At 64.4% G+C, this 23,884-nt stretch carries 22 protein-coding genes; 7 read left to right on the forward strand and 15 right to left on the reverse strand.

Going from position 1 to position 23,884, the window contains the following annotated elements; genetic code table 11:
- Positions 1-171: 171 nt before the first annotated feature.
- The 3 genes from BLT98_RS10995 (at position 172) to BLT98_RS11005 (ending at position 3,492) form a co-directional block, all read left to right on the forward strand.
- A complete protein-coding gene (locus BLT98_RS10995; RefSeq protein WP_092607639.1) occupies positions 172-1,434 on the forward strand; it encodes a hypothetical protein in 1,263 nt (420 codons plus the stop codon).
- A 10-nt stretch (positions 1,435-1,444) separates the two neighbouring features.
- Positions 1,445-1,852 (forward strand): type 2 periplasmic-binding domain-containing protein, encoded by a 408-nt coding sequence (locus BLT98_RS11000; RefSeq protein ID WP_092607642.1) that lies wholly within the window; start codon positions 1,445-1,447, stop codon positions 1,850-1,852.
- A gap of 65 nt (positions 1,853-1,917) precedes the next feature.
- Positions 1,918-3,492 (forward strand): methyl-accepting chemotaxis protein, encoded by a 1,575-nt coding sequence (locus BLT98_RS11005; protein ID WP_092607645.1) that lies wholly within the window; start codon positions 1,918-1,920, stop codon positions 3,490-3,492.
- 63 nt (positions 3,493-3,555) lie between these two features.
- On the opposite strand, the gene BLT98_RS11010 is transcribed toward BLT98_RS11005, so the two are convergent.
- From BLT98_RS11010 to BLT98_RS11065, 12 genes are all read right to left on the reverse strand, one after another.
- The gene (locus BLT98_RS11010; protein WP_092607648.1) at positions 3,556-4,779 is read right to left on the reverse strand and encodes a M24 family metallopeptidase; all 1,224 of its coding nucleotides are present in this window, start codon (positions 4,777-4,779) and stop codon (positions 3,556-3,558) included.
- A gap of 45 nt (positions 4,780-4,824) precedes the next feature.
- Positions 4,825-5,361, reverse strand: a complete 537-nt coding sequence (locus tag BLT98_RS11015) for a type II secretion system protein (protein WP_244517464.1) — start codon at positions 5,359-5,361, stop codon at positions 4,825-4,827.
- The gene (locus BLT98_RS11020) at positions 5,348-5,731 is read right to left on the reverse strand and encodes a type II secretion system protein (protein ID WP_092608646.1); all 384 of its coding nucleotides are present in this window, start codon (positions 5,729-5,731) and stop codon (positions 5,348-5,350) included. Before BLT98_RS11020 ends, BLT98_RS11015 begins: the two co-directional genes overlap by 14 nt.
- A 5-nt stretch (positions 5,732-5,736) precedes the next feature.
- Positions 5,737-6,207: a type II secretion system protein gene (locus BLT98_RS11025; protein WP_280141190.1), complete on the reverse strand. Its 471-nt coding sequence runs from the start codon at positions 6,205-6,207 to the stop codon at positions 5,737-5,739.
- A complete protein-coding gene (locus tag BLT98_RS11030; RefSeq protein ID WP_092607654.1) occupies positions 6,204-8,087 on the reverse strand; it encodes a secretin and TonB N-terminal domain-containing protein in 1,884 nt (627 codons plus the stop codon). The genes BLT98_RS11025 and BLT98_RS11030 overlap by 4 nt, the downstream gene beginning before the upstream one ends.
- A gap of 17 nt (positions 8,088-8,104) precedes the next feature.
- Positions 8,105-8,641, reverse strand: coding sequence for a hypothetical protein (locus tag BLT98_RS11035; protein ID WP_092607657.1), 537 nt, complete (start codon positions 8,639-8,641; stop codon positions 8,105-8,107).
- Complete coding sequence (pilO, locus tag BLT98_RS11040) at positions 8,638-9,258, reverse strand: type 4a pilus biogenesis protein PilO (protein WP_092607661.1); 621 nt, start codon at positions 9,256-9,258, stop codon at positions 8,638-8,640. The genes BLT98_RS11035 and pilO overlap by 4 nt, the downstream gene beginning before the upstream one ends.
- Positions 9,246-9,788 (reverse strand): hypothetical protein, encoded by a 543-nt coding sequence (locus tag BLT98_RS11045; protein ID WP_092607663.1) that lies wholly within the window; start codon positions 9,786-9,788, stop codon positions 9,246-9,248. The genes pilO and BLT98_RS11045 overlap by 13 nt, the downstream gene beginning before the upstream one ends.
- Positions 9,779-10,567: a hypothetical protein gene (locus BLT98_RS11050; protein WP_139179217.1), complete on the reverse strand. Its 789-nt coding sequence runs from the start codon at positions 10,565-10,567 to the stop codon at positions 9,779-9,781. Before BLT98_RS11050 ends, BLT98_RS11045 begins: the two co-directional genes overlap by 10 nt.
- On the reverse strand, positions 10,554-12,251 hold the full coding sequence (locus BLT98_RS11055) for a GspE/PulE family protein (RefSeq protein WP_092608652.1): 1,698 nt from the start codon (positions 12,249-12,251) through the stop codon (positions 10,554-10,556). The genes BLT98_RS11050 and BLT98_RS11055 overlap by 14 nt, the downstream gene beginning before the upstream one ends.
- A gap of 25 nt (positions 12,252-12,276) precedes the next feature.
- Complete coding sequence (locus tag BLT98_RS11060) at positions 12,277-13,470, reverse strand: type II secretion system F family protein (protein ID WP_070281608.1); 1,194 nt, start codon at positions 13,468-13,470, stop codon at positions 12,277-12,279.
- 250 nt (positions 13,471-13,720) lie between these two features.
- Positions 13,721-16,252: a M4 family metallopeptidase gene (locus BLT98_RS11065; RefSeq protein ID WP_092607669.1), complete on the reverse strand. Its 2,532-nt coding sequence runs from the start codon at positions 16,250-16,252 to the stop codon at positions 13,721-13,723.
- Positions 16,253-16,923: 671 nt separating this feature from the next.
- Here BLT98_RS11065 and BLT98_RS11070 point away from each other — a divergent pair.
- Positions 16,924-17,580, forward strand: a complete 657-nt coding sequence (locus BLT98_RS11070; RefSeq protein WP_034780353.1) for a hypothetical protein — start codon at positions 16,924-16,926, stop codon at positions 17,578-17,580.
- Between the two features lie 51 nt (positions 17,581-17,631).
- Here BLT98_RS11070 and argH read toward each other — a convergent pair whose 3' ends face one another.
- Positions 17,632-19,029 carry an argininosuccinate lyase gene (argH, locus tag BLT98_RS11075; protein WP_070256108.1) on the reverse strand — a complete coding sequence of 466 codons (1,398 nt, stop codon included), beginning with the start codon at positions 19,027-19,029 and terminating at the stop codon, positions 17,632-17,634.
- A gap of 273 nt (positions 19,030-19,302) precedes the next feature.
- Between argH and BLT98_RS11080 the strand changes: the two genes are divergently transcribed.
- Positions 19,303-19,509, forward strand: coding sequence for a hypothetical protein (locus tag BLT98_RS11080; RefSeq protein WP_092607672.1), 207 nt, complete (start codon positions 19,303-19,305; stop codon positions 19,507-19,509).
- Positions 19,510-19,692: 183 nt separating this feature from the next.
- On the forward strand, positions 19,693-20,118 hold the full coding sequence (locus BLT98_RS11085; protein WP_092608655.1) for a GNAT family N-acetyltransferase: 426 nt from the start codon (positions 19,693-19,695) through the stop codon (positions 20,116-20,118).
- A 5-nt stretch (positions 20,119-20,123) separates the two neighbouring features.
- Here BLT98_RS11085 and BLT98_RS11090 read toward each other — a convergent pair whose 3' ends face one another.
- Both BLT98_RS11090 and BLT98_RS11095 read right to left on the reverse strand, forming a co-directional pair.
- On the reverse strand, positions 20,124-21,512 hold the full coding sequence (locus BLT98_RS11090) for a YfcC family protein (protein WP_083299835.1): 1,389 nt from the start codon (positions 21,510-21,512) through the stop codon (positions 20,124-20,126).
- A 17-nt stretch (positions 21,513-21,529) separates the two neighbouring features.
- Positions 21,530-22,666, reverse strand: coding sequence for a succinylglutamate desuccinylase/aspartoacylase family protein (locus tag BLT98_RS11095; protein WP_092608658.1), 1,137 nt, complete (start codon positions 22,664-22,666; stop codon positions 21,530-21,532).
- 201 nt (positions 22,667-22,867) lie between these two features.
- Here BLT98_RS11095 and BLT98_RS11100 point away from each other — a divergent pair, with 201 nt between their 5' ends.
- On the forward strand, positions 22,868-23,869 hold the full coding sequence (locus tag BLT98_RS11100) for a MurR/RpiR family transcriptional regulator (RefSeq protein ID WP_092607675.1): 1,002 nt from the start codon (positions 22,868-22,870) through the stop codon (positions 23,867-23,869).
- The last annotated feature ends 15 nt before the right edge of the window (positions 23,870-23,884 follow it).

A 23,884-nucleotide genomic window follows, 5' to 3' on the forward strand; every position in this document is an offset into this window, starting at 1 on the left:
AACGTAAAACCTTTTCTCTGTAGCATGGTTTTACTCACTGGTCACGCCGCCATGGACGCCCAAGGCGATGGCGGCGCGAAAAAAACGGACCCGGCCTTTTACGGCCGGTGAGCCATCGACCGCGAGTCCCATTCCACGATTAACGTTCACCGCTACGGGTATTTAATTACTATGAATAAACACGTCCTGATTTTCCTGCTGGCCATGCCCCTGGCCATCAGCCATGCCTATGCCGAAGAGGCCCCTGGTCCCGCGGTCAAGATCAGCGGTTACGGCACCGCCGCCATGACCATGGCCGATACCGACAGCGCGCAGTTCGCGCGTCCGAACCAGGCTGCCGGCGCAGGCCGCACCGCCCGCACGGGCGTCGATTCCAACCTGGGCTTGCAGGCCAATGTCACCGTCAATCCCTGGCTGTCGGCCACCGTGCAAGGGCTGGCGCGCAAGGATGGCGAAGACGATTTTGGCGCCGAACTGGCATGGGCCTTTGCCAAGGCCAAGGTATCGGACAGCTTCAGCGTGCGCGTCGGCCGCATGGGCCTGCCTGTCTTCATGATTTCCGATTACCGTAACGTCGGCTATGCCAACACCATGCTGCGTCCGCCCGGCGAAATGTATTCGCAGGTTCCCCTGAACAGCATCGATGGCATCGATGGCACCTACCAGTTCAGCGCGGGCGACACCAGCATCACCACGCAGCTGGCGCTGGGCCGCACCAAGGCCACCCTGGCCACGGGGCCTGATTCGACCGTGCAGGTGGAAGGCAAGTCCATCGTCGCCCTTAACGTGGTGGCCGAACATGGTCCCGTCACCGTGCGTTTCGGCCGGGCCGAGACCAAGCTGACGATCAACGATTCGCCCAGCCTGAATACCTTGATGGGCAGCTTGCGCGCGGCCGGCAGCGGCTACAGGATCGCCCAGTTGGGCGCCCTGGCCGATGCGCTGGAAGTCAAGGACAAGAAGGCATCGTTTACGTCCGTGGGCCTGGGCCTGGACTGGAACAATGTGCTGGTGCAGTCCGAATATGCGAAGCGCAAGACGGACAGCTATGTCAGCGACAGCACCTCGTGGTACGTGATGGGCGGCTACCGCATCGGCGCCTTCCTGCCGTACTACAGCCACGCCAGCCTGAAGGCCGATGGCCGCGTGAACAACACCGTGCCCGCATCCTGTCCTGCCGGTTATCCAGCCGCCTGCACGCCGACCTTGCGCGCCCTGTCGGCCGGCGTCGACACCCTCGCGTACATGCGCAATCAGCTGGAGCAATCGACGGACAGCATCGGCGTGCGCTGGGACTTCCACCGTTCGGCCGCGCTGAAAGTGCAGATCGACCGCATCAAGCCGAAGAATGGCCCGGGCCTGTTCGTGCAAGCCAAGCCGGGTTTCCATGGCCCCGTCACGGTGGCTGCCGCCGCCATCGATTTCGTTTTCTAAGGAGCGCCGCATGAAACCATTGATCTTGAATGTGACTGCCTTGCTGGCGCTGTCGACCGCTGTTCCCGCCATGGCCGAAGTGGTCGTGGTGGTCAATCCGAAGAGCGCCGCCGGCGCCATGACGAACGAACAGGTGGCGCAATTCTTCCTCGGTAAATCGACGGCCATGACGCCGGTCGACCAGCCGGAAAGCGCCCCCGTACGCGCGGAGTTCTACAAGAAGGTGACGGACAAGGAGCCGTCGCAGGCGAAGGCCCTGTGGTCCAAGCTGGTTTTCACTGGCAAGGCGACCTTGCCGAAGGAAGTGGCCAATAGCGCCGACGTGAAGAAGGCTGTGGCCGCCGATCCGAAAGCCATCGGCTATATCGAGAAGAGTGCCGTCGACGGCACCGTCAAAGTGGTGCTGACGACGCCATAAGGCCGCCATGACGGCATGCGGCGACGCATGCCGTCTTTTGCACGAGATAACATCAGGAGACAGCAATGAGCATCAAACGCAAGATATGGGCGCTGCCTGTCGTCTCGGCCGTGATTTTCGGGCTGGGGCTGGCCGTCAGCGCCTACCTGTCCACGGCCACGCTCAATTCCATCCACGCCACGGAAAGTGCCGACTATCCCGTGCTTGACATGGCCAAGTCGCTGACCCTCGACGTGGCCGCCGTCGGCGATGCCCTGCGCGATGCCGTCAGTGAAGGCGACAAGGAGCGTATCGGGCAAGTCGGCGGCCAGGCAGTCAAGCTGCGCGCCAGGCTGGGCGACTTCGCGGCGATCCCTGGCCAGCGCGAGCAGGGCCTGCGCCTGGCCAGGGAATTCGATGCCTACTATGCGCCGGCCCTGAGTGCGGCGCGCATCATGCTGGAAATGGAAGAGGGCGACCCGCAAGCGACCGTGGCGCGCATGCAGGGTGCGCTGGCGGTACTCAATACGGACCTGGCAAAGACCAACGAACAGGCGCAATTGCAATTCAAACAGGGCATCGAACGCAGTGCGGCCAATGTGCGCAATGCGCTCAATACCAGCATCGCCGTGGCGCTGGCCGTCATCGTCTGCCTGGTGGCCGTGTCGCATTTCGTCGTGCGCGCCATCTGGCAGCAGCTGGGCGGCGAACCCGAATATGCGCGCCAGATCGCGCGCGCCGTGGCCGATGGCGACCTGTCGATGGAGATCGCCACCGAGGCGGGCGACCAGGCCAGTCTGCTGGCGGCATTGAAGGAGATGCGCGGCCGGCTGGCCGGCATGGTGTCCGGTATCAAGGCTTCGGCCGAAACCATCCAGGTGGCCAGTGCCGAAATCGCCCAGGGCAATGCGGACCTGGCCGCGCGCACGGAATCGCAGGCGGGCAGCCTGGATCAGACGGCGCGCAGCATGGACAGCCTGACCTCCACCGTGCGCGACAACGCCGCCAACGCGGGCCAGGCGCATGAACTGGTGGTGTCGGCATCTTCGGTTGCCGTGAAGGGCGGGCAGGTGGTCAGCCAGGTAGTCACCACCATGGGCGAGATCAACGATTCGTCCAAGCGCATCGTCGACATCATCGGCGTCATCGACGGCATCGCCTTCCAGACGAATATCCTGGCCTTAAATGCGGCCGTGGAAGCGGCGCGCGCGGGCGAGCAGGGCAGGGGATTTGCCGTGGTGGCGTCCGAAGTGCGCAACCTGGCGCAGCGCAGCGCGGCAGCGGCGCGGGAAATCAAGCAATTGATCGGCGATTCGGTGGCCAAGGTGAATGTCGGCTCGAAGCTGGTCGACGAGGCGGGTCTGACCATGGGCCAGATCGTCGACTCCGTGAAAAAGGTGGCCGACATCATGGCCGAGATCAGTACCGCCAGCCAGGCGCAAAGCGCCGGCATCGGCGATATCGGCGTGGCCATCGGCAGCATGGACCAGATGACGCAGCAAAACTCCGCGCTGGTGGAGGAAGCGTCGGCGGCCGCCGAATCGCTGCAGGAACAGGCCGTGCAGCTGGGCACGGCGCTGGCCGTGTTCAAGCTGGCGCAGGGAAGCGCTGTGTCGGATTACGCGCAGGGCGCTGATCCGACCTGCCTGGCATTGCGGTGATACCAGCTTGACCTGCATGGCATGGCGCAGGTTGGATTAGCACAGCGTCATCCAACACCTGGACTATGCCTGCAGACCGAACGGATCGTCGATGCTGTGCGCCGGCTGCGTGAACCAGCGCGGACCGTCATCCGTCATGTAGAAATGGTCTTCATGGCGGATGCCGAATTCGCCGGGGATGCAGATCATCGGCTCGTTCGAGAAGCACATGCCCACGTCCAGCGGCGTCGTGTCATTGCCCACCAGGTAAGGCCACTCGTGGATATCGAGGCCGATGCCGTGGCCCGTGCGGTGCGGCAGGCCGGGCAGCTTGTAGCCGGGGCCGAAGCCATCCGCCTCCAGCGAGACGCGCGCGGCGCGATCCACGTCGCCGCAGGGCACGCCCAGCTGCGCGGCCGCGAATGCGGCGGCCTGCGCCGCCTTTTCGCTGTTCCATACGGAGCGCTGGCGCTCGCTGATGGCGCCAAACACATAGGTGCGCGTGATGTCGGAGATGTAGTTCATCACCTGGCAGCCCGTATCGATCAGCACCGTGTCGCCCGATTTCAAGGTTTGTACGTAGTTGACGCCATGCGGGTAGGCCGTCGCTTCGCCGAACAGCACGATGCAAAAATACGAGCGGGGCGCGCCCACCTTGCGGTGCGCGCGCTGGATGAATTCTTCCACTTCCACCGTCGTGATACCTTCGTACAGCATGCTGGCCGTGGCCACGTGCACGGCCAGGGTCATGTCCATTACGCGCTGCATCAGGGCGATTTCCGCCGGTGACTTGCGGCTGCGGCAGTACGCGGTGACGGCGCGCGCATTTTCCAGCGCGTAGCCGGGAGCCAGCGGCTTGATGCCGTCGTAGATGAAGAAGGCGGCGCTTTCGCAGATGCCCACGCGCGGCGGCGCAGCTTCATCCTGAGCTATCCCCATGCGCGCCAGCACGTCGACGAACAGCTGGTACGGGCTTTCATGCTCTTCCCAGCAATTGACCTTGCCTTCGATGAGCATGAAGCCTTGCAAGGTGCTTTCCTCGAAGGCGGGGGCGATGTATTCGATCTCTCCGCTGGCCGGCAGGATGGCGCCCACCATGCGTTCGCTGGCATACCATTTGGTGCCAGTGAAATAGGTGAGATTGGCGCCCGCGTTCAGGTAGACCGCGGCGATGCCCTGTTTGCGCATGAATGCCTGCGCCCTGGCGATGCGTTGCGCATGTTCGTCCTTGCCGATGGCGACCATGCCGCCCGTCATGTCCGACAGCGATGCCAATGCCTGTTCGATGGAAGTGCCACCTATGCTCATGCCTGCTCCTTTGCTCGATGCTGAATATGGAATGCGGGCATGATATCAGTTTGCGCCTTTCGGCTTGAGTCCGGGCGCGCCGCCGGCGGCATCGGGCGGGGCCAGCACCAGGTCGTGCGGATACGTGAAGTGCCAATCCGCGTAGCGCTGCTTGCGGCGCAGGCTGGCGTCTTCGTCGAGAAAATTGTCCTGCTTGATAGGGAGCTGTGGCGACAGCGAATGGATGCCGACGATGCGTCCCTCCTGCCGCAGCACTCCCCATTCCGCCTTGCCCGTGACAGGGTCCGCATACAGGCGGCGCAAGTGCCGCCGGGCGTTGGCAAAGCGCGGGTCGCGCAGCAGTTCCTGCAAGGTCAAGGGATAGCGGGGCCGCCCGTCGCCCGGCGTGCTGTCGTAGTAGCGGCCCAGCGCGTTGCGGAATTCATGGCCGATGAACAGCAGCTCGCGCTCCTTGTCGCGCCGCGCGGCCGTGGCAAACAGTTCGCTGGCCAGCACCAGGCCCACGCCCATGAAGGCCACCAGCATCAGGGTCCAGATATACGCGAAGCCCCGTGCGCGGCGTTGAAAATCAGAGCTGCTCAAAGGGGATGCCCTCGCGCGTCTTGCCCTTGGCGCCGCTGCGCACGTCCGCCACGCCGCCGATCTCGCCATTGGGCGAAGGGATCAATTGCCAGGTGGAGGCGGAATCCGTGACGGGATCCAGCGGCACGCTGCGGAAGTAATGGTGGGTCACGAGGTCCTCCAGGGCGGCTGGATACTCGCCCTTGTCGGCATAGTATTTATCCAGGCCGCTCCTGAGCACTTGCAGGTTTTCCTTCAGCGCGACCTCCTTCGATTTTTCCACGGAACCGAAATAGCGGGGAATGGCGATCGTCAGCAGCAGCGAGATGATCGCCAGCACCACCAGCAGTTCGACCAAAGTAAAGCCGCGGCGTGAGATAGAAGCGGGCATCAAGTTCACCATTGATTGAGCGGCACGCCGTTCAGGCCCACCTTGGTCGAGCGCGAGGCGACGTCGAACACGTCCTCGCCTTCGCTGGGATTGTCGGGCGGCGAGGCATAGGCGCGCTTGCTCCAGCTGTCGGCGGCGCTGCCTTCTTCCCCGGGCTGGAACGGGTCGCGTGGCAGACGGCGCAAAAAATAGATGTTCTGCTTCGAGACGCTGCGCTGATCGGGCACCCCCTCGACCAGTTCCTCGAGTTTTTTCGGATAGCCAGATCCTCCCAGCGACAGCTTGATGCGGCCATTGTCCGAAGCGCGCTTGTAGGCATCGATGGCCTCGCGCATCTCGATCAGGGCGCTGCGCAATTGCTGTTCCTTCGCCCGTTGCAAGGCCACCTGCGCCATCGGCACGGCCACCGTGGCCAGGGTCGCCATGATGGCCAGGGTGATCATCAGCTCGATGAAGGTAAAGCCCCGCTCTTTCACTGGCCACCCTTGACAGTGGCCTTGTCGCCGGCGGCAGGCGCTTCGTCGCCACCCGTCATGGGCGAGCCGGTGCGCGGCGCGGCCTGTTCTGGCGTGGCGATAGCCTCGGGGGAGCCGCCCACGCTGGCGCGGCCGCCCACCGATGTCTCGGTGCCGGAATTGAATTCGGCCGTCGTCAGGTCCGGGCGGCGGATGCTGCGCAGCAGGCGCGGCGTGATCGACAGCACGATCTCGCTGCGCATGGCGTCGTCCTTCTGGCTGCCGAACAGGCGGTTCAGCACGGGCAGCTCGCCCACGCCCGGCACCTTGTTAGCCGTGCCCCGGTCTTCATCGCTGATCAGGCCTGCCAGCACCTGCGTCTCGCCATCCTTCAGGCGCAGCACCGTGGAAGCGCTGCGCGTGCCGATCTGGTAAGCCTGCGTGCCCGTCTTGCTGATCACTTCCTTGACGACGTTCGACACTTCCAGGTTGATCTTGATGGCCACTTCGTCGTCCAGGTAGACGTTCGGTTCGACGTCGAGCTTCAAACCCACGTCGATGTAGTTGACGCTGTCGGAACTGACGCCGTTATTCGTCGTGACGGTAATGACGGGCACGCGGTCGCCGATGAGGATCTTCGCCTTTTCCTTGTTGCGCACGCGGATGCGCGGATTGGCCAGGATATTGCTGTCGCTGTCCGTCTTGTTGGCGTTCAGGGTGACACCGCCGATGCCCAGGTTGATATTGTCGCCATTGATGCGGTGCAGGTCCGCCACCTTCAGGCCGCCGAGTCCTCCCGTGCTACCTGCGACGCCGGCCAGTGTCAGACTGGCCTGGTCCGGCCAGCGCACGCCCAGTTCCATCAGGCGCGTGCGCTTGACTTCCAGCACCTCCACTTCCAGCATCACTTCCGGGTCGGCAAGGTCTTGCACGTTGATGATGCGTTCGGCCATGCGCACCATTTCCGGCGTATCGCGCAGCATGATGATGCCCAGTCGCTCGTCGGTGACGACGTCCTTCGCCTTGAGCAGGGTCTTGATGGAGAACGCCACCGTCTTGACGTCGGCATTGGCGAGGAAGAAGGTGCGTACCACGAGCTGCTGGTAATCCTTCACCTTTTGCGGCGTGTTCGGGTAGATCGTGATCGACTTGTCGCTGGTGACGCTTTGTTCCAGCTGGTTGGCGCCCAGCAGCATGGCAATCGCCTCTTCGATGCTGGTGTCGCGCACGGAAATGGTGGCGCGCAGGGCGGGATCGACTTCCTTGTCGAAGACGAAGTTCAGGCCCGACACCTTGCTGATGAAATCGAACACGGAACGCAGCGGCGCGTCGCGAAATTCCAGGGTGACTGGTTTCCTGTAGGCGGCCGCCAGCTTGCCGCCGGCCGGCAGGCTTTTGGATTGCGCCTCGCCGATGCGGCTTTTCAGGGCCAGCGCCTCGCGCTGTGCGGGGCGCTCCTGCAGCACCTGGCGCAGGGATTCCTGCGCCTGCGCGATATTCGCTTCACCGCCGCGCTGGTAGCTGGCCTGCGCTTCCTGCACCAGCTTGCGGTGCCGTTCATCCTGTGCCACGCCGGCCAGGCCCCGCTGCGCCACGTCGTTGCTGGCGTCCAGCGCGAGCGCCTGCTGGTACAGCGCCTGCGCTTCGGGCAGCTTGCCCTGCTGGCGCAGCGCTTCCGCAGCGCCATTCAGCTTGTTCAGCGCGCGCATCCTGCCATTCGTGACGGCGATGCGGTACTTGGCGTTGGTCGGCTCGGCCTGAGCCGCCTGTTCCAGCAGGGCCAGCCCCTGTTCCGTGCGGCCCGCGCCCAGCATGGCCTGGCCATCGTTATAGGCCTGGTTGCCGGCGCAGGCGGCCAGCAGGGACAGCACCGGCAGCAGGGTGAGGATAGTACGAGACATATGTGCGGCGCGTCGTTTCAATTGAGGTCCCCTACGGCGAGTGTCTGTTTCAGGTTAAGCGGCAGATAGGTAAATTGCAGAGAACCCTGCACCACGCCGTCGAAGCGGTAGCGCTCTTCGAGCGTGTCGCCGGGGCGCGCCACCACGTTGCGTTCGCCCGCCTGCAGGAAGTAGGCGGCCTTGCCTTCGTCGACAAAGCGGCCCAGGAATTGAAATGGCAGCGGTGGCGGCGCGTTCGCATCCACGCGGGCTGCGGGTAGTGCCGCCTGGGCTGCCTGCTGGTCGAGCATGATCTTCTTCGGCGTCTCCGGCTGCCAGCTCTGCTTGGCGAACAGGGTCGCTGCCTCGTCGTCATCGAGCCCCCGGCGCGGTTCGATGGCCAGCGCACGATGGGTTTGCGGAACGGCGGCTGCGGCGAGGGGGGCTGGCGCCACCCGCTCCACCTGGCGCGTGGTGGCCGTGGCCGGTCCCACGATGCTGCCTTCATCCTCGGGCGCGAAGAGGGCGGCCAGCAAGGTCGCCACGGCGGCGCCTCCCAGTACGGCTTTTTTCATCGGCGCACCTCCGCCTTTTTCACCAGCAGGATGAACTGGATGCGCGCGTCGATCTCGCCCGCCTCGATCTGCTCGCGCTTGAAGAGCACGGAGTCGAGCGTCAGGGTGGGCAGCGCCTGCAGGGCATCGACGATAAAGGTCTGCAGCTGCGCGTATTCGGCTTTGACGGGCAGCGTGATCTGGTAGCGCAGGAAGGCCGTGTTGCCGTCTTCCTGCGGCTTGTAGTCGGCCTTGGCCAGGGTGACGCCGCTCTTTTGCGCCACTTCCAGCAAGGCCTTCAATTGGTCGGGAATGCTGTCATGCGCGGGCAGGTAGGCGTGAAAGGCGGCCAGGCTGTCCGCATCGGCATCGAGCGTGATGGGTGCAGGCGGCAGCGCCGACTGTCTGGCAGCAGCGGCCAGTTGCGCCGCCAATTGCTGCTGGCGTGCGGCCAGCGCATCGCCCTGCTGCATGGCGAAAGCGGCCAGCGCCAGGCAGGCCGCGCCGAGGGCGCTGGGCCAGCCGAGGGTGCGCCACAAACGTTGCGCTTCCCACGCCAGGCGCGGCGGCATGCGCAGCTGCAGGCGTGCGCGGGCCACGGGCGTGCTGGCTTTGAATACGGGTTTTATTGCCGCCATTGCGCCTCCAGCTGAAAACGGTAAGGGTGTTCGGGGGCGTTTGCGTTCATTTCATGCTTGAGCAGGTACACGGAGCTGAACATGGGCTGCTGGTTCAGGAAGGCCAGGTAGTTGAGCATGTCCTGCGGCGTTTCCGCCTCGGCGGCGATCTTCAGGACGCTGGCGCCATCCTGTCCCTGCTGCGCGTTCAGGTCCAGCCCCAGCAAGGCCACGCGCACATCGCGTGGCGCCTGCACCGTCTTGACCAGGCGCGTGACGGGCAGGTTAAGCTGGCGCACGGCGGCGGCCACCTGTTTCAGTTCGATGTCGCGTTCGCGCTGCTGGCTGGCGGACAAGGGCGCGCGCATCGGGCGCGCGGGCTGCAGCTGCGCCAGCTGCGCTTCCAGGCGCCGCGTTTCCTGTGCCTGCACCAGCCAGTACACGGCGGCCGGCAGCAGCAGCAAGCCGCCCGCCAGGCACAGGGCCAGGCGCCAGCCCTTGAACGTCTGCACTGCGCCGGGCGCCAGCAATTCCAGGCGGCTCAGGCCCATGCTGCCTCCCGCATCAGGTGGGCGGCGCCGGCCACGGGAAGGGACTGGAAGCGCGCCGGCAGCTCGTCCTGCGGCATGCCGCTCAAGTCGAGCAGCGCCACGTGTTCGATCGCGTCCAGCTGTGGTGCGCGCAAGTTCCAGCGCCGCCACGCCCGATCCAGTTCGTCGCCCCAGGCGGCGCCGCAGGACTGGCTATGCAGGCCCGTGATGCGCCCGCCGCCCGTCGTTGCCAGCAGCAGCCGTCCCGCTTCCACCAGGGCGAAGGCGGCAGGTTTGCTGCCGGCGATGCTGCGCCAGGCCGGCCCGACGATGGGTTCGAGGGACAGGCAGCGCCGTCCATGCGCGGCCGCCGCATCCTGCACGCCTTGCAGCAGGGCCGCATCGATGCCGCAGGCCAGGCGTGGCTTGCCATAGGGCGCATCGTCGGCAGCCAGGCGCCAGGCGCGCGCGCCATCGCCGTAGACGGCAGCGAACTGGCTATGCAGGAAGCGCTGCGCGCTGCTCCGGTCGAGCAGGGCGCCGCTCCACGGCACCATCAGCATGGCGCACCAGCGGCTGGCCAGGCTGACGGCCAGCGGCAGTTTTTTTTCATTGTGCTGTTCGAGCCAGCCGCGCAGGGCGGCCAGCGCCACTTCCCAGCTGGCGTCGGGGTTCGCAATGGGCAGGTGGAAGGCGCTGTCGGGCACGGGACGGCCGGCGCGGCGCAGCACGCCGTCCAATCCGTGCGGCGCCAGGTGCAGGCACAGGGTGGCGCGGGTAAGGCGTTCAATAAGTGACACGATTGAGCTCCGCTAAAGTGGTTTCGCCGCGCCGCACCAGGTCCAGACCCGCTTCACGCGCCAGGCGAAAGCCGTTGCGCGCCGCTTCTTCCTTCATCTGGCTCAAGGGCGCCCGCGTGCAGATCATTTCGCGCATGGCGTCGCTGAGCATCAGCACTTCGGCGACGGCCTTGCGGCCCTTGTAGCCGGTGCCGCGGCAGTGGCCGCAGCCCTTGCCGGCCATGAATTGCCAGTCCTGCACCTGGTGCAGGGCCAGGCCGCTGTCGCGTAGCTGCTGCGCATCGGCCAGCACCTCGGCGCTGGCATCGACGGCACAATGGGCGCAATTGAGGCGCAGCAGGCGCTGCGCCACGATGCCGTTCAGGGCCGCCGCAAAGCTGTAGGCGTCGACGCCCATGTGCAGGAAGCGCCCCACCACATCAAAGACGTTGTTCGCGTGCACGGTGGTAAACACCAGGTGGCCCGTGAGCGCGGCCTGCACGGCGATCTGCGCCGTCTCGTCGTCGCGGATTTCGCCGATCATGATCTTGTCGGGATCGTGGCGCAGGATGGAGCGCAGGCCGCGCGCGAACGTCAGCCCCTTCTTTTCATTGACGGGGATCTGCAGCACGCGCGGCAAGCGGTATTCGACGGGGTCTTCGATGGTGACGATCTTGTCGCGCCCCGTATTGATTTCCGTGATGGCCGCATACAGGGTGGTGGTCTTGCCGGAACCCGTGGGCCCGGTCACCAGCAGCATGCCGTGCGGCTTGGCGGCCAGGCGGCGTATCTGCTCGATGGCGTCCTCGTTCAGGCCCAGGCTTTCCAGGCGCAGCGCCTGCGCCGCTTCCGTCAGCGCGCGCCGGTCCAGCAGGCGCAGCACGGCGTCCTCGCCAAAGATATTCGGCATGATGGAGACGCGAAAATCGATCTCCGCCCCTTTCACGCGCACCTTGAAGCGGCCGTCCTGCGGGATGCGGCGCTCGGCGATGTCGAGATCGGCCATGACCTTGATGCGCGAGATGATCTGCTCGGCCATCGCCAGTCCCTGTACCTGGCCCGCCTGTACCAGCACGCCGTCGACGCGGTATTTGATGACCAGGCTGGCCACGTCGCATTCGAGGTGGATGTCGCTGGCCTGGAATTTCAGGGCATCGTAGATGGTGGAGTTCACCAGTTTCACCACCGGACTGCTGTCCTCGCTGATGCGGATCAGCGAGATATCCTCGATGCTCTGGTCCAGGCCCGGCACGTCATCCCCGTGCTGCATTTCCTGCATCGCCTGCTGCACGCTTTCCTGCTGCAGCAGATAGGCGGCCAGGTCGTCCGGGTGCGCCAGCGCCACCGTGAAGGGCGTGGACAGGGCGAAGTCGGCCCACTGCAGCAGGTCTTCCGCAAACGGGTTGCCGATGACGAGCACGGGCGGCGCGCCGGGCACGCCCGGCTGCAGCAGCACGCAGTCGCGCTGGGCGCAATCCGTGTAGGGCAGCAGGGCAAAGGCGGGCAAGGCGGCTTGCAGCTCGGCCATCGTCCAGGCCGGGTAGCGAAACAGGGCGGCCAGCTGGCGCAAAAAGACTTCGGGCGGCAAGGCCGCCGTTTCCTGCAGCACGGCCATCCGCGGGCGGCCCTGTTCCAGCGCGCTGGCGTGGGCCCGGCGCAGCATGGCAGCATCAAGCACGGCCCGTTCTTCGTCGCGCGCGTTCATGGCAGGCACCACATGGTAAAAACCGTCACGATAAGCTCCCGGCCAGTTCAAAGATCGGCATGTACATCAGCACCACGACGCCGCCGATGACGACGCCGATGATGGTCATCAAGAGCGGTTCGAGCAGGCGCGAGGCCCAGTCCACCCAGCGGGCGAATTCCTCGTCGTGGAATTTGGCCGAGCGTTCCAGCATGTCGCCCAGGCGGCCCGTGTTCTCGCCCACTTTCAGCAGCGACTGCGCCACCGGCGTGGCCATGCCGGCGTGTTCCAGCGCGGTGGAAAACGGCATGCCTTCCTGCACCGCGCGGCGCGCCTGTGCCAGCTGCTCCTGCTGTGCCGGCAGCAGCATGGGCGCGACCATGGCCAGCGCCTTGTGCAGGGGGATGCCGGCGTGCAGCAGCAGGCTGAGAGCCCGGTAGAAGCGGGCCAGGCGGAATTCGGCCGCCTTCTCCGCCAGCACGGGCAGGCGCAGCAGGCGCAAGACCAGGGCCTGGCGCGCGCCGGCATTGGCGATGCCGAAGACCACGGCGGCCACCACGGCGGCCAGCGCGCTGGCGCACAGCAGCGGATGCGCGGCCAGGGTCTGGCCAAAGCCGAGCAGCATTTGCGACATCCAGGGAATCTCGCGGCCCGAGCTTTCGTAGACGACGCTGAATTTGGGCACCACGTAGCCGAGCAGGAACAGGGTCACCAGGCCGCCGACGACGAGCAGCATGCACGGGTAGATGGCGGCGGAAATGAGTTTCTTGCGGATGGCGTCGAACTGCAGCTGGTAGCCGACGAAGCGCGCCAGCGCCTCGGGCAGGTTGCCCGAGCGTTCGGCCGCATGCACGGTGGCGATGTAAATGTCGGGAAAGATGTCGGGGAAACCGGCCAGGGTGTCGGAAAAGCTGAGGCCCTGTTGCAGGGTGAGCACGATGGCGGCCAGGGTGGCCTTTGCGCTTGGCCGCGTTTCCTTGTTATGCAGGGTCGCCATGGCCTCGCCCAGGTTCAGGCCCGCTTCGAGCAGGGCCAGCAGCTCCTGGCTGAATTGCAGCAGAGGCAGGCCCTGTTTGCCGGGACGCAGCGCGACACCCGTCTCCTGCGCAGCGCCAGCGTCGACGGCCAGCACGCGCCAGCCGCCGCGCACGGCCGCGCGGATCGCTTCGGCCTCGCTGGCGGCGTCGATGGCCAGCGCCTGGCTGCCCGCCGGGCCCTGCACCTGAAGGTGGAACTGCATCGTCGGCTCAGGCGAGCATGGCGAGGGCCTGGGGCGTGAAAATGGGGTAAGCGGAAGAAGGGAATGCGCGTGCGGACAAGGTCGAAGTAGGCATCGGTCAGGAACAATCCAAAAAAAAGTTCAATTCGTCGCGGGTACCAGCAGCAGGCAAGATGCAATCACTGCCTCAGGGTAGACTGGAATTGCCAGGAAATCAATCGTGCCGTGCGGGCAAGCCTTGTCGCGATGGCTTGCCCGCATGTTCAGCCGCTTACTGGGTGACCAGGCTGACCTTGTCGATCACGAACGAGGTTTGCAGCGATGCGTCCTCGGTCGCGGCAAACGAGATCTGCACGGTCTGGCCCTTGTAGGCGATCAGGTCAAACGTGCGGATCTGGTAGCCGGCAGCCTTGTTCACGTTCGAGTACGAGGCCAGGGTGCCCAGCACCGTGCCGGCGCTGTTCTTCACGGTGACGACCAGCTTGTCGTACACGGTATTGCCCGTTTCCGCCGTGTCGATATGCAGCGCGAAGGTCAGGCTGGCCGAGGTGGCGGCGGCCGGAATGGCCACGCTTTGGGTCAGCGATTCGCTGGCCGTGGCGCCATTGCCGCCCAGCCAGGCGTACTTCGTGCCTTCGTACGCGGTTTGGCCCGTGAAGGTGCCGATGGCGCCCGTGGTGCCGCTCCAACCCGTGGCGCCGGACTCGAAGCCGCCGTTCGTCACGCGTTCGGTGGCGCTGCTCGTGCCCACCGTCAGCGTGGCGTTGTTCGACGTGGCCGTTACGGCAGGCGAGGACGAATCCGTCACCGTGGCCTTGAAGACGGCGCCGCTGTCGGCCGCTACGGTCGTGAAACTGTAGGCGGGCGACGTGGCGCCGCTGATCACGGCGCCGTTGCGGTACCACTTGTAGGTGTACGGTGCCGTGCCGCCGCCCGCGCCCACGGCGAACGAGGCGGTGGCGCCCGGTGCGACTGTGATGCTGGCCGGCTGGCTGGTGATGGTCACCGCGCCGCCCGTCGTCGATTCATCGACGTCGGCGCCCACGTTGATGGCCGCATACGCGCGCTTGACGGCGATCGCCTCGGCGCTGCCCACGCCATACAGTTCCTCGGCTGCCAGCAGCACCTTGTTGCGCGCGTCGGCGTAGTTGGTCGACGAAGTGAACTTGGTGGTGGCGGCCTTGAACCAGATGCGGTAGGCCTTGTCGCTGCCGATACCGGTCATGGCCAGCGGGCTTTTGTTCAGGTAGGAGCTGTAGTAGTCGCTGCTGGACGTGGAGTTCGACCCTTGCGACAGGAAGTAGAACATGCGGTTGTTCGGGCCGCTGCTGTAGTGGACGTCGAGGTTCTTGATGGTGCTGCTCCACGCATTCGGGCTGCTGCCATCCTTGCTTGGCTTGTACAGCCAACGCAGCGGCTGGCCATTCTTGGCGATTTCCTTGCCCGTCATCCAATCGTTGCCCGTGTTGGGGATCGTGGTGCCCGTGCCGCCGGCGCGCGCATACGCTTCCACCATTTCACCGGCGATGTCCGAGCTCGATTCGTTCAAGCCGCCCGACTCTTGCGAGTAGATCAGGCCCGAGGTGGCGTCGGTGATGCCGTGGCCCATTTCGTGGCCGATCACGTCGATGGAACCGAGGTTGTTGAACGAGCTGCCGCCGTCGCCGATGTACATGCACTTGCAGCTGCTGTCGTAGTAGGCGTTGTCGTAGGCCGTGTTGACGTGGGCGGCGATGTGGGTAGCCGTGTTGTTGCCGTCCAGGCTGGACCAGCCCAGCACATTCTTGTGCGTGTCGTAGGTGTTCATCAGGCCCCACATCGCGTTCACGGCCGCCGTCTGGCCATTGGCGTTGGTGGTGCTGCCGCCGTTGATGTATTGCTGGCCGTCACCCCAGGTATTGCTGGTGCTGCTGTACACGCTGCCCGAGCTGGTGCCGTGATTGGCATTCGTGATGGCCATGCCGCCGAAGCTGCCGCCCGTGCCGCGGCTGGGGTCCTTCATGGTGTAGGTGCTGCCCGTGAGCGTGGTGTTGAGCGGTACCTGGCCGTTATACTGGCTGTTGCCGATGCCGGCCACGGTTTTCAGGGCTTTCCATTGACGCAGGATGCGGCCATCCTTGGCGCTGACGACGGTGTCGTAGTAGACGGGCTTGTTACCGCTGATCATGCGCGTCTGCACCAGATAGGCCAGCTCGTAGTGGTCGACCACGTCCTGCACGTCGAGGGCGTTCAACGCGGCTTCCGATTTGTTCTCGGCGCCGGTCACGCGCACGGTTTTCATGACGGGGTAGATCAGCAGTTGCGCATGCGGCGGCACGTGGTCGACGGCGCGCACGCCAATGCTGTCCACGGCGGCGGCGATGGCTGCCGCCGCGCTGATGGCGGGCGTGGTGTCGATATCGGTGGTGGCGCTGCGGGTGACGGAATTGACACCGCCGCTACCGAGGCCGGAAGCGCGGTCCGACACGGATTCGCTGACGATGTCGCCGGCGCTGTTGCTGACCACGACCGTTTCGGAACCGAAGACGGGCAAACCCTTGTAGGTGTGCTGCACGCGGCTCACGCGTGTGCCGCTGACGCCAGGATGCTGGGCGCCGACGGCAAAGCCATGTTCGGTATTCAGGCCGCGGCTGCGCGCCTGCGCAGCCAGCTTGTTGACCAGGCTGGCGGTCTCTTGTGGAGAAGCCAGGGCGACCGGGGCGGCCATCAGGGTCTGTGGCAGCGGCGTGGCGGCGTCTGCCGTGGTAGCCATCAGCGGCAGGGCGGCGATGGATGCGGCAACTATCGTCAAACGTAAATTCATTTCTGCTCCATGGTATCGGTTAAGGAAATGGTGAATGAGCTGGCCGCGATGCCTGATGGCCACCCCGGCGTGCCTGACAGGCGGATAGCCTGCCGTTTTGTGGTGGCATGACGCCGGGTAGGGGGACACTAAACTTGTCGATATCGCCATGTCAAAAAATTCAAGAAATGGGTCACTACGCGAATTTTTGTTAAGAATTGAACATTTATCGGTGCTACATCAGCGCAAAGTTTGATCTACCACAAGCTGTAACTTTTGTTTTGGACTACTTCCCCTAATGGCGCGTTCTGTTGGAAAAACACTGTTGCATTTTCTAAATGTTGCGATCTACACTAGGTATTCGCGTGGTCCCAACGGACCAGGCGAAGACAAAAAAAGCGCACGCGGCAATGACCGCGTCCAGATACAGCGCATCGGGAAAAAAATTCGGGAGTTTCACATGACGTCAGTTCTGTTTTCTGCTGTTGGTTTCAGCCATTTCCCCTCTGGAGCGGCATTCATGCTGCATCCGCCTTCCTAGCCGCCGCCAGCCGGTTCTTCCCCCCGCGAGGGGGTTCTTTTCCGCGAGTCCGACCGCGCCGCCCGGCGCGGCCGCTGGCGCAGTGCATCCTTTTTTCAGGAAGGGTTGCCGGCTCCTGGTGCGTGCACCGGAATCACCGGCCCGACGAACTATGCTTTCGATAGCGACCAAAGTGGAACAGATCGTGATGGAATCGGCCTTTCTCAGCGAGGGATTGGGCCGCGGCTTGCTGAACCTGTCGGAACTGGCGCGCCAGCTGCAGCCGCAATTGCAGAGCGACTTATGGAAACCGGTGGGGCAGGCCGCCGTGGTGATGGCGCTGCGCCGCCTGGCCGAACGGATGCCGCAGCAGAAAAGCGGCGAAATCGTGCTGGCGCACCGCGCGGGAGAACTTTCCACGCGCAGTGAATTGATGATTTTTACCTACCGCTATTCCGATCAGACCTATGATTGCCAGCGCCAGTTGCTGGCGCTGGCCGCGCCCCAGCGCGGCACCTTCATCACGGTCACGCGCGGCGTCAACGAGGTGATGGTGATCTGCAGCCGCAGCCTGCACGCGCTGGTGGAAGAGGTCTTCGGCGGCGAGCAGGAACTGGCGCGCCTGGAGCGCGTGACGGCCGTGACCCTGCACCTGGCGCCCGAGACCTGCTATACGCCAGGCGTGTATCACGCCATCCTCAAGCGCCTGGCCTGGGAGCGCATCAATCTGATCAATATCATCTGCACCTACACGGAACTGACCTTGCTGCTGGAAGCATCGCAGACGGGGGCCGCCTTTTCTGTGCTGTCGAAGATCGTCGCGCAATGAAAAACGCCCCGCTGCAGCGCTGCAGCGGGGCGTTTGCGGGATGGACGCCGCTTATTTTTCCAGCTGCGTGCGCACGCGGGCAATCGCGGCGCGCACCTGGTTTGGCGCGGTGCCGCCCACGTGGTCGCGCGCGGCCACGGAGCCTTCCAGGGTCAGTACTTCAAACACGTCTTCGCCCGTCAGTGGCGAGAAGGCGCGCAACTGCTCCAGCGACAGGTCGGCCAGGTCGCAGCCCGCATCGACGCAGGCGCGCACGGCCAGGGCCACGGCTTCATGGGCGTCGCGGAACGGCAAGCCCTTCTTGACCAGGTAGTCGGCCAGGTCGGTCGCCGTGGCATAGCCCTGCAGGGCTGCCGCGCGCATCGCTTCCGGCTTCACCGTGATGCCGCCGGCCATGTCGGCGAAGATGCGCAGGGTGTCGATGACGGTGTCGACGGTGTCGAACAGCGGTTCCTTGTCTTCCTGGTTGTCCTTGTTGTAGGCCAGCGGCTGGCCTTTCATCAGGGTCAGCAGGCCGGTCAGGTGGCCGTACACGCGGCCCGTCTTGCCACGCGCCAGTTCCGGCACGTCCGGGTTTTTCTTTTGCGGCATGATCGACGAGCCGGTGCAGAAGCGGTCGGCGATGTCGATGAAACCGATGCGTGGGCTCATCCAGATCACCAGTTCTTCGGCCATGCGCGACACGTGCATCATCAGCACGGCGGAGGCGGCGCAAAATTCGATGGCGAAATCGCGGTCCGAGACGGCGTCGAGCGAGTTGTGGCACACGTCGTCAAAGCCCAGCGTTTTTGCCACGCGCAAGCGGTCGATGGGGAAGGTCGTGCCGGCCAGCGCGGCGGCGCCCAGCGGCAGGCGGTTGACGCGCTTGCGGCAGTCGGCCATGCGCTCGGCGTCGCGGCCGAACATTTCAACATACGCCAGCATGTGGTGGCCAAAGGTGATCGGCTGGGCCACCTGCATGTGGGTAAAGCCCGGCATGATGGTGTCGGCATGCTGCTCGGCCAGGTCCGTCAGCGCGCTGCGGAACGTCGCCAGCAGGGTGGTGATGTCGTCGATGGCGGCGCGCACGTACAGGCGGATGTCGGTCGCCACCTGGTCGTTGCGCGAACGGCCCGTGTGCAGGCGCTTGCCCGCGTCGCCTACCAGTTCGGTCAGGCGTTTTTCGATATTCAGGTGGACATCTTCCAGATCCAGCAGCCATTCGAACTGGCCGGCGGCGATTTCCTGTGAAATTTGCGCCATGCCGCGCTGGATTTCCGCGTAATCGGCCGGGCTGATGATGGCTTGCGCATGCAGCATTTCCGCATGGGCCAGCGAACCTTCGATGTCGAACAGCGCCAGGCGCTTATCAAAAAATACAGAAGCTGTGTAGCGCTTGACGAGGTCCGAGACCGGTTCGGAAAACCGGGCCGACCAGGCTTCGCCCTTTTTGGAGAATTGATCAGTCATGAAAGAAGTCCTTTAGTGTACGGCGATTATAAACAAGGTTGGCCGGCGGTAGGGCTTTTAGGACCTTGCAGGGCGCTGAAATGGCCAGGAATGGGGCTGGCAAGCCTCAAATGCCACGACGCGGGCACGTTGTGCGTTCCATCCGGGCTTTTTGTATTCTGTCCCGCGAATCGTGCGTTTGGTCGCAATCCGATGGCAGTTCAGGGGGGATCGGCCTACAGTTCAATCATCGCAGGACAAACAGCAACGCCCCTTAACCTCAAGGAAAATATCATGAACATCGCTAAAAACATGGAAGCCATCTTCGTCGCCATCATCGCCATCGCCGCCGCCACCAGCCTGGCCACCGCCGCCGTGCCGAAGTTCCGCGCCGCGCCAGCCGCTTCCGTCACCTTCGTCGCCAGCGCCGATCAAGCCACCATGCACACCGTGTATGTCAGCGCCAAGCGCCTGAGCGCCGAAGAAAAAGCCGCCCTGTAAGCGCGGCCATGCCATGCACGCAGTATCGGTAACAGCAGTAGCAGCACCGTACCTCGCAGCACCTTGCAGTATCTCATCACGGGCAATTCGAACGGGCGGCGCCCCCGTTTCTCTCCCGCCCAGGTGACAGCAGCGCGCAAATCGCCGATGATCAGTTTTTTTCCACGACAGGCGGACAGCGTGATGCCACACTTGAAGATCAGTAGCGACAAGGCGGAACTTGACGTTCCGGCCATTCACCATTTTCTCAGCACGCAATCGGCATGGGCCAGCGGCATCGCACTGGCCACCGTACAGCGCGCGATCGACCATTCGCTATGCTTCGGCGGCACGCTGGACGGCCGTCAAGTGGCATTCGCCCGCGTGGTCAGCGACTACGCCACGTTTGCCTATCTGGTCGACGTGTATGTGCTGGAAGAGTGCCGCGGCCGCGGCTACAGCAAGCGCCTGATGGAGGCCGTGATGGCGCATCCCGACTTGCAGGGTCTGCGCCGTTTCATGCTGGCCACCAGCACGGCGCATGGCTTGTATGCGCGTCACGGCTTTACGGCGCCGCTCAGGCCGGAGACGCTGATGGAGCGGTATGTGCCGGACATCTACCGGCGCTGACTGGCTTACTGCCAGTGCATCAGGCAGGGTGGAATCAAGAGCAGTAGCGCCAGCACCAGGTAAATCAGCTGCAGCGGGATCATCCACTTGGCCCACGTAATCCAGGGCACGCGCGCCAGCGCCAGCACGCCGACGGTGATGCCGGACGTGGGGATCATCGGCGTGGTGAATTCGCCGAACTGGAAGGCCAGGATGGCCGTCTGGCGCGTCACGCCCACCAGGTCGGCCAGCGGCGCCATGATCGGCATGGTGAGAGCCGCCTGGCCGCTGCCCGAGTGGATGAAGAAGTTGATCACCGACTGCATGAAGAACATCTTTTGCGCGGCGAAGACGGGACTCGACGACGCCACCAGGGGCGTCAATGCGTGCAGCATGGTGTCGATGATCTGCGCGTCGCGCGCCAGGATCATGGTGCCGCGCGCCAGCGCGATGACCAGCGCCACGCTGACCATGTCGCGCGCGCCCTGCACGAACGACGCCACCAGGCTGTCCATGTCGAGCCGGCCGACCAGGCCGACGACGATGGCCATCACCAGGAACAGGGCGGCGATTTCATCGATGAACCAGTCGTACTTGACGACGCCGACGACCATCGTCAGCAGGGTTGCCATGAAAATCCACAGCACAGCGCGGTGCGTGCGCGTCATGCCGGCAAAGCTGTTCAGGTCCAATGTGTGCTCGCTGCGCTTTTCGATATCGAGCAGGTAGGTCGGGCTTTTTTCCGGATGGCGCTTGATGCGCGCCGCGTACCACATCAAGAACACGATGCTGACCGCCGTGGCGATGGCCCACACGATCAGGCGGTAGCCGATGCCGGAAAAGATCGGCACCCCGGCGATGCCCTGCGCGATGCCGACGTTGAACGGGTTCAGGAAGGCGGCGGAAAAGCCCACTTGCGAGCCGATGAAGGGAATCGACACCCCCGTGATGGTGTCATAGCCCAGGGCCAGGGCCAGCGGCACGAAGATCAGGATGAAGGGAATCGCTTCCTCGTTCATGCCGAAGGTGGCGCCGCCCAGCGAGAACATCGTGAAGAAGACGGGGATGATGGCGGCGCGCACGAAGCGCGAACTGGTATGCGCCTTGGCGATGGCCTTGATCAGCGAATCGAAGGCTTCCGTTTTTTGCAGCACGGCGAAGGCGCCGCCGACGATCAGCACGAAGCCGATGATCAGGCTGGCGTCGACGAAGCCCTTGATGGGCGCCATCATCAGCGCGGCGAGTCCCTGCGGCTTGTTGTCGACATAATGAAACGTGCCGGGGATGATCAGCTGCTTGCCGTTCACCAGCTGGGTATCGAATTTCCCGCCCGGCACCAGCCATGTCGCCAGGGCGATCATGGCCAGGATGCCGCACAGCAGGACGAAGGTATTGGGGAGCTTGAATTTTCTCATGGCGCTTTTTGTGACATTTATTGGCTCAGCAGGCTGCCGCCGCGGAAGGCGACGGCGCCGGCGACCTTGCCGACGTTCATGCCCCGCAGGACGTGGCGGTGGGCGCTGCGCGCAAAAAAGACGCCGGCCACGGTGCAGCGCAAGGTTGTCGTCTCGCCGCTGACGGGGTCGATCAAGTCGGCCACGGCGTCGCCGGCGGCCAGCTGGTCGCCCATTTCGCGCAGATACACCAGCACGCCGTGATGCGGCGCAAGGATCGGTTCCACGCCGGCCAGCGGCGTCGGTTCGCATTGCGGCGCGGGCAGGTCGTCGCCGGCGCCGGCTATCTCCAGCACGCCCTCGATGGCGAGAAAGCGCAGCAGGGCGGTGGCGTCGCGCTCTGCCAGGGCGTAGCTCACTTCCACTTCGCCGCGCAACTCGACCGTGGTCGACAGGCAGGCGGCGGGAATCGGATAGCGTCCGCCGAAGTGCGCGTCGAGATCCCACCACAACCGGCTGCAGGCTTCATCGAACGGCTCTTCGCCAGCCGCCAGTTCCAGCAGCACGGCGCGCGCGCCCAAGAGAGCGGACAGGGGCGCGATCTGCGCCGCCAGCGGCGTGCCCGTATAAATGTGCAGGGCCGCCTCGTTATCGCAATGCAGGTCGAGCACGATGTCGGCGTCGATGGCCATGCCCAGCAGGGTTTTCTTCAAGGTCTCCGCATCCGTGCCCGGCCGCCAGGCGGCGACGGCCGCGCGCGCATGCTCGCGTATCAGCGCCACGTTGGCTTGCGCATCCTGTCCCAGCTGGCCATCGAGCGTGGTTTTCAATTCATCGGCCACGTGGCGGTAGGCGCGGTTGAAGTTGATGCCGGTGGTCAGGTCGAAGCGGCCGAACGGCGCGCCATGGATGGCTTGCGCCAGGCCGATCGGATTGGCGGCCGGCACCAGGATGATTTCGCCATGCACCTTGCCCGCCGCCTCCAGCGCCAGCAGTTCGCGGCGCAAAAATTGCGACACCAGCATGCCCGGCACTTCATCCGCATGCAGCGCCGCCTGGATGTAGACCTTCTTGCCGCTGCGGCTGGTGGCTGCCGCGGTGCCGAAGTGAAAGCTGCTCAATTGGCACGCTACGCTGGCGTGCGCGGTGGAGATGGGGTGCTGTTGTACTTGCATGGTGAATTCGCCCCAAAACGGGGCGCGGTTGATGGATTTCGGTCGATTATGTAGCAATATTTTCACGAAGTAAATCAATGAAAATCCTTTTACAAATATTTGTTGAGTTTTCTTTTTGATATGAGTACAGTAAGTTCCAGCGACCCGATTTCGCCTTCCGCCAGTGATCCGCAGTACCCCAGAATACAGGCCGCCAGTGATATGAGAGCATCCGCCAATCCTGCACGCAGCAGTCCCCACACGCCACGGGCTGGCACGCTGGCGTCGCCCGATGCCGCGTTCGCGCAGTCTCCGCTGGGGCAGGCGCTGATGCACGTGCTGGCCGGCGGCTCGGCTTCGCAGCGGCAGATCGCCGACTACCTGCTGCGCAACCAGATGCGGGTGACGGCGCTGGGCATCGAGGAACTGGCCGACAGCTGCCAGGTATCGACGGCCACCATCAGCCGCTTCGCGCGCGACATCGGCCAGAAGAATTATTCGGCCATGCGCGGCGCCATGGCCGAAACCCTGCAATCGCTGTTGCAGCCAGTCGACAAATTGCGCCGCACGATAGAGCGCCGCGCGCGCACCACGTCGCCCATCACGGAAAGCCTGGAATATGCGGCCGCGAATATCGCCGCCACGTCCGATGCCCTGTCGCCGCACGCCATGCAGGCCGTGGTACGCCGTCTGACGCGCGCCAGGGTGGTGTATGTGATGGGTTTTGGCCTGTCGGCCAACCTGGCAGGCATGCTGGTGCAGCATCTGCAGCCATTTTGCCCGCATGTGGTGGAGGTGGTGGGCATCGGCGGTTCGGAAGTGGCGGCCGGCCATCTGGTCAACCTGACGGCGCACGACGTGCTGGTGGTGATCTCGTTTCCCCGCTACACGCTCGACTGCATCGGCCTGGCCAGCTTCGCGCGCGACCGCGGCGCCTGCATCGTGGCGCTCACGGATTCGCCCGCCTCGCCCCTGGCCGAACTGGCCGATCACGCGCTGTATGCGCAAAGCACACACCCCGTCCTGCCCAGCAGCGCCAGCACGGCGCTGGCCATGATCGAAGCGCTGGCCGTGGCGTTGATGGTGTCGAACAGGAAGAACGTTGAAAAAGCGGCCCGTCTGAGCGAAGTCATCGCCGCCTATCTGTACGGCGGCGAGCATGGCGTGCAGGGACCCCGGAAAACAGCTTCAAAGCAACGCAAGGCAGTCTCAAAGTCATTATAAAAATCAGGCATCATC

Origin of the sequence: Janthinobacterium sp. YR213 (assembly GCF_900099875.1) — a bacterium.
Taxonomy (GTDB): Bacteria; Pseudomonadota; Gammaproteobacteria; order Burkholderiales; family Burkholderiaceae_D; genus Janthinobacterium; species Janthinobacterium lividum.